The organism is Noviherbaspirillum sp., assembly GCF_035944575.1.
Classification (GTDB): domain Bacteria; phylum Pseudomonadota; class Gammaproteobacteria; order Burkholderiales; family Burkholderiaceae_D; genus Noviherbaspirillum.
Genome location: NZ_DASZBA010000248.1, coordinates 1 through 8,642, shown reverse-complemented (window position 1 = coordinate 8,642; position 8,642 = coordinate 1). Strand labels below are relative to the sequence as shown.

Here is an 8,642-nt window from a genome sequence, read left to right as displayed (position 1 = left end):
CAGGCGTAACTGAAATCCGTCAGGGACCGGGCGACGCCGATCAATTCACCGTCCCGCCAGGCGCTCACTGTGAGATTGGCATGCTCGAGCATGCGCGCCATTCTTTCCAGATCATCCACCGGGCGGCGGAGTCCGGCACTGCGGTACAGGCCTGCAAGCTGCTGCGGGCTGATCGGTGCGTCGGTGCAGTAGGTAATATGGTCCATGGGAATTCCTCATCGATTTCAGGCAACAGAATAAACTTCGATTTGGCTTTATTGAAGTACCAATAAATGATAATTTCGAAATACCAATTCAGAACCGGCTGCGCCGGGCAACACGATCATGTACCTCGCCCAATCCCTGCATGCCATCCGTCTCGATCCGGATCACCCGACCCCGCTTTTCCGGCAGCTCTATGCTGCGCTCAAGGCCGCCGTGCTTGATGGGCGCATCAGTCCCGGCATGCAATTGCCGCCGACGCGCGAGTTCGCGTCGCTGCTGGGCGTTTCGCGCCAGACAGTGCTGAATGCGTTCGAGCAATTGACGGCGGAAGGCTTCCTTTCCGGCACGGTCGGCAAAGGCACTTTCGTCAGCCATAACCTGCCCATCACCGACAGGGCTGCCAACGCGCCGGCCAGCCTGGACAACCGGCATCTGCTGTCCGAGCGCGGCCTGCGCTATACCGGCGAGCAGTCGCGGATGAATACCCACCGCGGCGCGCCTGCCGCCTTCCGCATCGGCATGTCGGCCGTGGATGCCTTCCCGTTTGATGTGTGGGCACGGCTGGAGGCAAGGCAATGGCGGCGGCCCGCGTTTCAGCTCGGCTACAACGACGCCGCCGGCTATCCGCCGCTGCGCGAATTGCTTGCGGCGTACCTGCGGGCGTCACGGGGTGTGAATTGCAATGCGGAACAGGTCATCGTCACTTCCGGATCGCAGCAGGCGCTATACCTGGTCGCCAATCTGTTATTGAATCCCGGAGACAGCGCTTGGGTGGAGGATCCCGGCTATCCCGGCACCCGGGCCGCGCTGCGTGCAGCCGATGCACGGATATGCCCGGTACCGGTGGACGACCAGGGCATGCTGGTCGAGTATGGCGCGACCTTGCATCCGCAGTCGAAGCTGGCCTATGTGACGCCGTCGCATCAGTATCCGCTCGGGGTCACAATGAGCTTGCAGAGGCGGCTGCAATTGCTCGACTGGGCGGCGGACGCCCGTGCATGGATCGTGGAAGATGAGTATGACAGCGAGTATCGGTATAGCGGGCGCCCACTCGCATCCCTGCAAAGCCTGGATAAGAAGGGCCGCGTGATTTATGTCGGCACCCTGTCCAAGGTGATGTTCCCCGGCTTGCGCCTCGGCTATCTTGTCGTGCCGCCGGATCTTGCGGAGGCCTTTGCGCGCGCCAAGTCGGTAATCGACCGCCATTCCGCCATCGCGCCACAGGCGGTGCTGGCCGACTTCATTGCCGAAGGACACTTTGCGCGGCACATACGCCGCACCCGGATGATCTGCAATGAGCGGCGCATCGCCCTGCTGGAAGCGCTGACCTCGCATTTGCCGGATGAATTGCATCTTGGCCCCGCCGATGCAGGCCTTCATCTGACCGCCGCGTTCCGTTCACCCCGCGACGACAAATCTATTGCGCGCGCGGCCTTGGAACAAGGTATCGAATTGCGTGCCCTGTCTACGTTCTACGCCAGCCCGGAACGCTCGGCGTCCGGGCTGCTGCTCGGGTTTGCGGCGGTGGAGAGTCCTGCGTTGAAAAATGCCGTAGTGGCTTTACGCGATCTGCTTGCGCGGATGCATCGCGCTGAAAACAAAAGTATTCAGACCGCCGTCAACAGATAGGCGCCTGCCGCCGTCATACCTGCGCCAATGTACCGCACCAAGCGATGGTGCATGCCCATTCCGGCAGCCGCTGCGGTAAGCAAGCCTGCCGCGTGCAACAGCGTGGTGGCGAGCATGAAACCCGCGCCATAGGCCAATGGCGAAGCGCCGCTTGGCAGCTCGTTGCCGTGGGCCAGTCCATGCATCGCCGCAAATGCCGATACCAGCACTGCGCCTGCCCACGCCGGCAATGTCACCGCGCCGGCGACCAGCAATCCGAGCATCGCCACCGAACCTGCGATGCCGAATTCCAGTCCTGTCGTCGTCCATCCGGCAATGCCTGCAGCGGCACCGGCGGCCATTGCCAGCGGAAATGCGAGCGGCAGCAGCCATGTCGCGGGGCGGCGGTTTTGCGCGGCCCACAGGCCGACGGCAAGCATGGCGAGCAAATGATCGAGACCGGAAATAGGATGGCCGAAGCCGGCGGCGAAGCCGTTCGCATGATGGCCGGTATGCGCCATCGCCGGACCGGTTGCGGCGGCTGCGATGAACGCGAAGATGCGGATGATGTTTTTATTGGATAGGCAAGACATGGTTTTCCCGGTAAGTGGTTCAATTCGATGCCGTCGACGGTCAGAACTCACCATTCCGGGGCGCAGATGCACCATATGGAAGCGGCACGCACCATATCTTTCACTGTGCGGAAATGCGAGTTCAGCCGTCGCGGTGCCGGTTCGGATTAACCCGGCATTTTCCAGGAAGCATATGCAAAACCCGAGCCTGCTGAACGGGATGGGGGAACCAGTGTCAGCCCGATGGCGGTCAGCCGCTTATGAGAACAGATTGCTGTTGAAGGTGAAATAGCCGAGCAGGAAAAGCGCCAGCGCGATGAGGAACTGCTTCCAGAAAGCCTTGTTCATGGGTTGTCTCCTAGAGGACCTTGTCGCGTTTGAATTGCGCGATCTGTTCTGCATCATATCCCAGCGACTGCAACACCTCATCGTTATGCTCGCCCAGGGCCGGACCCAGCCAGCGGGTCTCGCCGGGCGTGGCCGACAGCTTGGGCGTGATTGCCGGCAGCTTGATCGGCGTGCCGTCCTTGAATGCGTGCTGCTCGAACATCTGCCGCGCCAGGAATTGCGGATCGGTCATCATGTCGCGCACCGAATAGATCTTGCCGACGGGGACATCGGCTGAACGCAATGTTTCCAGCGCGTTGTCGATGGTCTGCGTACCGCACCATGCCTGTATGGCGCCGTCGATTTCCTCGGTGCGCGGCACCCGTCCGTCGTTGCGTGCCAGTTGCGGATCGTTCGCCATGTCGTCCCGTCCGATGGCCAGCATCAGCCGCTTGAAGATCGCATCGCCGTTGCCCGCAATAACGATATTCTCGCCGTCGCTGGTGGTGTAGGTATTCGACGGCACGATGCCGGGCAGCGCGCCGCCGGTGCGGGCGCGGATCACGCCGGCAAAATCGTATTCGGGAACCAGTGACTCCATCATGTTGAAGACCGCCTCGTACAGGGCCACATCGACCATCTGGCCCTGCCCGGCGACGCAGTCGGCGCCAGCCTTGCCGTTCCAGCGGCCGCCGGTGGCATCGCGGTGGCGCAAGGCCATCATCGCGCCGATCACGCCATGCAGCGCGGCCACCGAATCGCCAATCGAAATCCCGATGCGTACCGGCGGCCGGTCCGGGTGGCCGGATACATAGCGCATGCCGCCCATGGACTCACCGATCGCGCCAAATCCCGGCAGATCCTTCATCGGTCCGGTCTGTCCGTAGCCGGACAGGCGCACCATGATGGTGGCGGGATTCTCTTTTTTGAGATCCTCGAAGCCGAGGCCCCATTTTTCCAGCACGCCGGAACGATAGTTCTCGATGATCACATCCGCGTCGAGCGCAAGCTTGCGCGCGATTTCCTGGCCGCGCGGATCCTTCATATTAAGGGTGACGCTTTTCTTATTGCGTGACTGCACCGACCACCACAAGGACGTGCCGTCCTTCAGCACCCGCCACTGACGGATCGGATCGCCACCGTCGGGCGATTCGATCTTGATGACCTCGGCGCCGAACTCGGCCAGCATGCGTGAGCAGAACGGCCCGGCGATCAGTGTGCCGAGCTCAAGAACCTTGATGCCTGCGAGTGCGCCGGCGGAGGGATTGCTATTGTTCATATCGCCGTTTCGGGAACGTCTTTTTATTCTTGATTGCTTCGCCTGCGCGGGCAGCGAGGCAGAAGTCAGGTCGAGCGGCGGTCCAGCATCGCCCGTGCGATGGTGCCGGCATCCACGTACTCGAGTTCGCCGCCGACCGGAACGCCGCGGGCCAGCCGGCTGACCTTGAGGCCGCGCGCCTTGAGCGTCTCGCTGATGTAATGGGCGGTCGCCTCGCCCTCGTTGGTGAAATTGGTGGCCAGCACCACTTCATTGACGATCCCATCGGTGGCGCGCGAGATCAGTTTCTCAAGATGGATATCCTTCGGCCCGATGCCGTCCAGCGGTGAGAGATGCCCCATCAGGATGAAATACAGCCCCTTGAAGGTCATCGTCTGTTCAATCATGAGCTGATCGCCGGGCGTCTCCACCACGCACAGCAGCGCCGGATCGCGATCCGCGTCCATGCAGGTTTCGCAGACCTCGTGCTCGGTGAAGGTATTGCACATGGCGCAGTGGCGGATCTTCTCCACCGCTTGCGACAGCGCTCTGCCCAGCATGGCGGCTCCATCCCGATCGTGCTGCATCAGATGGTAGGCCATGCGCTGGGCGGACTTCGGCCCGACGCCCGGAAGCCGTCTCAAGGCTTCGGACAGAAAATCAAGACTGGATGGGGATTTCACGAATACGCAGACCGAAATTTAGAAAGGCAGTTTGAATCCCGGCGGCAGCGGAAGGCCCGCCGTCATGCCGGCCATCTTTTCCTGCGAAGTCGCTTCCGCCTTGCGCACCGCGTCGTTGAACGCGGCTGCGACGAGGTCTTCCAGCATGTCCTTGTCGTCCGCCAGCAGCGACGGATCGATCGATACACGCTTGACGTCGTTCTTGCACGTCATCGTCACCTTCACCAGGCCGGCGCCCGATTCGCCCTCGACTTCGATCTGGGCCAACTGGTCCTGCATCTTCTTCATGTTGTCCTGCATGGCCTGCGCCTGTTTCATGAGACCTGCGAGCTGGTTCTTCATCATGGTTCCTTCTCCTAGAAATTGTCATGCTGGACAGAGCGGCGTTTTGTGCCACCCTGGCCCTGATTGGTCAAATCGGCTTTATCGATCCCGGCACAATGGTCGCCCCGAATTCACGCATCAACGCCTGCACGAAGGGATCGCGTTGCACGGTTTCCTCGGCTTCCCGCTGTCGCGCGGCGCGGTCGGCCATCGCATGCGCGTTCGCGGTCTGCTCGACGGCCCCGATCTCGGTCACGACCCTGACCGTCTTGCCGAAATGCTGCGACAAGGCTGCCGATAGTTTGTCCACGCTGCCGGCGGAACACAGGGTTTCGAGCGGGATGCGCAAGGTGAATTCGTAGACATCGCCGCTGCCTTCGCAGCGGATCAATTCGCTTTGTTGCGCCAGCTGCTGCGACACACCGCGCACCGGCAGCGATGCGGCAAGGGCGGGCCAATTACCATCCCAGCCCAGTTCCGGCACTGCCTGCAGCTTGAGCGGCGGCAAAACTACCAGAGGTGTCAGTTCGGGTTCGGCGGGCGGTTCAGGTTCAGTTTTTTTTTGAGCGATGTCGCCAGCCTGTTCTTCTTCGCCCGGCAATGCAATCGGCGTTTCATCCCAGGGGGCTGGCGATGCCGCTTTTGCCTGCGGCGCCGGGGGGCTGACCGGTTGCGGCGGATTGACCGGCGCCACCACGACGCCCGGAGGCAGCTTGCCGCCGTTGCGGGCCGCTTCGAGTGCCGCCCGGGCCGGACTCATGCCGGTCGGGGCGCGCGCCGGTGCAGTATTGGCGGGCGCTGTGTTGGCGGGCGCGGTGTTGGCCTGCGGCGCGCTGGCCACCAGCTGTGCCACTACCGGGCTTGGCCGCGCAGCGGGCGCAGCGGCAGCCGCCGCAACCGACGCCGGTGATGAAGCGGGCTTTGGTTCGGCACCGCCGACGCCGGGCCGGAACGCCAGCATGCGCAACAGGGTCATCGAAAAGCCTGCGTAGTCGTCGGGCGCGAGACTGAGCTCATTACGGCCATGAACGGCGATCTGGTAGAAAAGCTGGATTTCCTCGGCATCGAAAGCCTGGGCCAGCCGCAGGATATCGGGCCGCTCCGGCAAGTCCTCGGGAAGCGCCGCCGGTACGGTTTGCGCCAGGGCGATCCGGTGCAGCAGGCTGCCGAGATCCTGCAAGGCAGCATTATAGGAAAGGCTGCGGGTCGCCATGTCATCGGCCACCGCCAAAAGACCGGTGCCATCCTTGGCGGCCAATGCATCGAGTACACGAATGAGGTACGACTGGTCGAGCGCGCCAAGCATGCCCTGCACCGCTTCCAGCGTCACCTTGCCGGCGGCGTAAGCAATGGCCTGATCGGTCAGCGACAAGGCATCGCGCATGGAGCCGTGGGCCGCCTGGGCAAGCAGGCGCAGCGCGGTGCCGTCGAAGGCAATGCCTTCCTGGCCGAGAATGTTGTCGAGGTGGCTGACGATATGACCGGGCGGCATCTGCTTCAGATTGAACTGCAGGCAGCGCGATAGCACAGTGACCGGAATTTTTTGCGGATCGGTGGTGGCAAGGATGAATTTCACATGCTCGGGTGGCTCTTCGAGCGTCTTCAGCATCGAATTGAACGCATGGTTGGTGAGCATGTGAACTTCGTCGATCATGTAGACCTTGAAACGCGCATTTGACGGCGCATAGACCGCCTGCTCGAGCAATTGCGCCATTTCATCCACGCCACGGTTGGATGCGGCGTCCATCTCGATGTAATCGACGAACCGCCCGGCATCGATCGCCGTACAGGCATCGCACTTGCCGCAGGGTTGCGCGGTGATGCCGCCGTTGCCGTCCTCGCCTTGGCAATTGAAGGACTTGGCGAGAATGCGCGACAGCGTCGTCTTCCCGACGCCCCGCGTACCGGTGAACAGATACGCATGATGCAGCCGCTTCTGCTCCAGCGCATGCGTCAATGCCCGGACCACATGCTCCTGTCCGACGAGCGTATCGAAGCTCTTGGGACGATATTTACGGGCAAGGACTTGATAGGACATAGGGACGCTGGCGATTGGCTGAAGAATGGTGAGCCTAATTTTACCCGACCCGGGCCATGCTGCCGTTCAGGAAAACACTGCAACCATCAAAGTGCCACATCTATGGGCATATGCGGGTACAACGATGGAAATCAACCGGATCGCCTGACGGCGGATAGACAAAAAGGAAAGAGGCGAGCCTTGTCTACGGCACTTGCGGGAAATAGCTGTGGCTGCTTCGTTCCCGACCTGACCAGGTTGGCCATGCCGCAATGCGTAGGGGCCCGCCGCTGCAAATTCTACCAGCAAAGCGGATGGAGTGCCCCTACTTTCATCATGCCGCCGGGTACCGGCTTGCGTTACGGAACGAGATGGCCGGTCGAAGTATGGCGATCAGCTTTTCCGGATCAGGCCACAGGCGATGCGGCCGCCGGCGTTGCCGGTTGGCTGCGTTGTGTAATCGTCGGGGTTGGCATGGACAATAACCGCGCGGTCGACGATTCCGTACTTCCCGGTATCGACGCGAATCGTATCCAGCTCAAACTTTGCCGTTGCTTCGCCTTTCGCATCAGCAACCAGGTTTTCCATATCACCAGCGTGGCGGGGCATTTTCTTCGCGTGGCTATGCGGATGTCCGTCCGGATTGAAGTGGCCGCCGGTGCTCATGCCGTCAGGCGCGGAACAATCGCCTTTTTCATGGACATGGAAACCATGCTGGCTATTGGGCTTGAGACCGCTGACCTTGACGGAAACCAGAACCTTGTCGCCTTGCTCCGCAAAATCGACCTGACCGGCGACATTGGATCCGCTTCTGGGCTCCAGCATGGCGCGAGCCTGCTTGCCGCCGGATTGCGTTGGCGACGATTGGCATGCCGCAAGCAAGGCAGCACTGATTACTAATGGGAGTAATTTCATAGTCTCAATCCTTTGGTTGTAATAGTTGGGTCGTTAGATTAACTACAAAAAACTTCTCTGTACAGACTTCACGTTTCCAACCGCCATGGAAACTTCGGCAGCGGATTTATTGCAATCCTAATTCACTCCAGATCTCATCTACCCGCTTTTTCACTGCATCCGTCATGGTAATCGTACGCCCCCATTCGCGCGTAGTCTCGCCGGGCCATTTATCGGTTGCGTCAATCCCCATTTTGCTGCCGAGTCCGCTGACCGGGGATGCAAAATCAAGATAGTCGATCGGCGTGTTCTCCACCAGCGTCGTGTCGCGGCTCGGGTCGACGCGGGTCGTGATGGCCCAGATGACTTCCTTCCAGTCGCGGATATTCACGTCCTGGTCGACGACGACGATGAACTTCGTATACATGAACTGCCGCAGAAAACTCCAGACGCCGAACATCACCCGCTTGGCATGTCCCGCATAGGCCTTTTTCATCTGCACTACCGCCATCCGGTAACTGCACCCTTCCGGCGGAAGGTAGAAGTCGGTAATTTCCGGGAATTGCTTCTGCAGCAGCGGGATGAATACCTCGTTTAGCGCCACACCCAGAATCGCCGGTTCGTCGGGCGGCTTGCCGGTATAGGTAGAGTGATAGATCGGGTCTCGTCGCATCGTGATGCGGTCGATCGTGAAGACGGGGAACCAGTCCTGCTCGTTGTAGTAACCGGTATGGTCGCCGTACGGCCCTTCGAGC

Annotated in this window: 8 protein-coding genes, 1 other RNA gene and 1 pseudogene; 1 reads left to right on the top strand and 9 read right to left on the bottom strand. The window is 61.1% G+C overall.

The annotated features are described in order from the left end of the window. Positions 1-206: pseudogene (locus tag VGU61_RS20445) on the bottom strand (GNAT family N-acetyltransferase); the annotation flags it as partial. 118 nt (positions 207-324) lie between these two features. Here VGU61_RS20445 and VGU61_RS20440 point away from each other — a divergent pair. After that, complete coding sequence (locus VGU61_RS20440) at positions 325-1,833, top strand: PLP-dependent aminotransferase family protein (RefSeq protein WP_326861137.1); 1,509 nt, start codon at positions 325-327, stop codon at positions 1,831-1,833. Here VGU61_RS20440 and VGU61_RS20435 read toward each other — a convergent pair. The 8 genes from VGU61_RS20435 to VGU61_RS20400 form a co-directional block, all read right to left on the bottom strand. Then, positions 1,812-2,405, bottom strand: coding sequence for a HupE/UreJ family protein (locus VGU61_RS20435; protein WP_326861136.1), 594 nt, complete (start codon positions 2,403-2,405; stop codon positions 1,812-1,814). The genes VGU61_RS20440 and VGU61_RS20435 overlap by 22 nt on opposite strands. Before the next feature lie 337 nt (positions 2,406-2,742). After that, on the bottom strand, positions 2,743-3,990 hold the full coding sequence (locus VGU61_RS20430; RefSeq protein ID WP_326861135.1) for a CaiB/BaiF CoA-transferase family protein: 1,248 nt from the start codon (positions 3,988-3,990) through the stop codon (positions 2,743-2,745). 65 nt (positions 3,991-4,055) lie between these two features. Next, on the bottom strand, positions 4,056-4,652 hold the full coding sequence (gene recR / locus VGU61_RS20425; protein ID WP_326861134.1) for a recombination mediator RecR: 597 nt from the start codon (positions 4,650-4,652) through the stop codon (positions 4,056-4,058). An 18-nt stretch (positions 4,653-4,670) separates the two neighbouring features. Next, positions 4,671-4,997: a YbaB/EbfC family nucleoid-associated protein gene (locus VGU61_RS20420; RefSeq protein ID WP_326861133.1), complete on the bottom strand. Its 327-nt coding sequence runs from the start codon at positions 4,995-4,997 to the stop codon at positions 4,671-4,673. Positions 4,998-5,064: 67 nt separating this feature from the next. Beyond that, the gene (dnaX, locus tag VGU61_RS20415; protein ID WP_326861132.1) at positions 5,065-7,014 is read right to left on the bottom strand and encodes a DNA polymerase III subunit gamma/tau; all 1,950 of its coding nucleotides are present in this window, start codon (positions 7,012-7,014) and stop codon (positions 5,065-5,067) included. A gap of 169 nt (positions 7,015-7,183) precedes the next feature. Next, an RNA gene (gene ffs, locus VGU61_RS20410) (signal recognition particle sRNA small type) lies at positions 7,184-7,282 on the bottom strand. Between the two features lie 104 nt (positions 7,283-7,386). Beyond that, entirely contained in the window at positions 7,387-7,908 is a 522-nt protein-coding gene (locus VGU61_RS20405) for a superoxide dismutase family protein (protein ID WP_326861131.1), read from the bottom strand. 106 nt (positions 7,909-8,014) lie between these two features. Further along, a partial coding sequence (locus VGU61_RS20400; protein WP_326861130.1) for a UbiD family decarboxylase occupies positions 8,015-8,642 on the bottom strand: 628 nt, incomplete at its 5' end.

Bases quoted from the DNA above. Each gene is read 5' to 3' on its own strand.
- VGU61_RS20435 (WP_326861136.1), bottom strand. From the start codon at position 2,405: ATGTCTTGCCTATCCAATAAAAACATCATCCGCATCTTCGCGTTCATC.
- dnaX (WP_326861132.1), bottom strand. From the start codon at position 7,014: ATGTCCTATCAAGTCCTTGCCCGTAAATATCGTCCCAAGAGCTTCGAT.
- VGU61_RS20440 (WP_326861137.1), top strand. From the start codon at position 325: ATGTACCTCGCCCAATCCCTGCATGCCATCCGTCTCGATCCGGATCAC.
- VGU61_RS20420 (WP_326861133.1), bottom strand. From the start codon at position 4,997: ATGATGAAGAACCAGCTCGCAGGTCTCATGAAACAGGCGCAGGCCATG.
- VGU61_RS20430 (WP_326861135.1), bottom strand. From the start codon at position 3,990: ATGAACAATAGCAATCCCTCCGCCGGCGCACTCGCAGGCATCAAGGTT.
- VGU61_RS20405 (WP_326861131.1), bottom strand. From the start codon at position 7,908: ATGAAATTACTCCCATTAGTAATCAGTGCTGCCTTGCTTGCGGCATGC.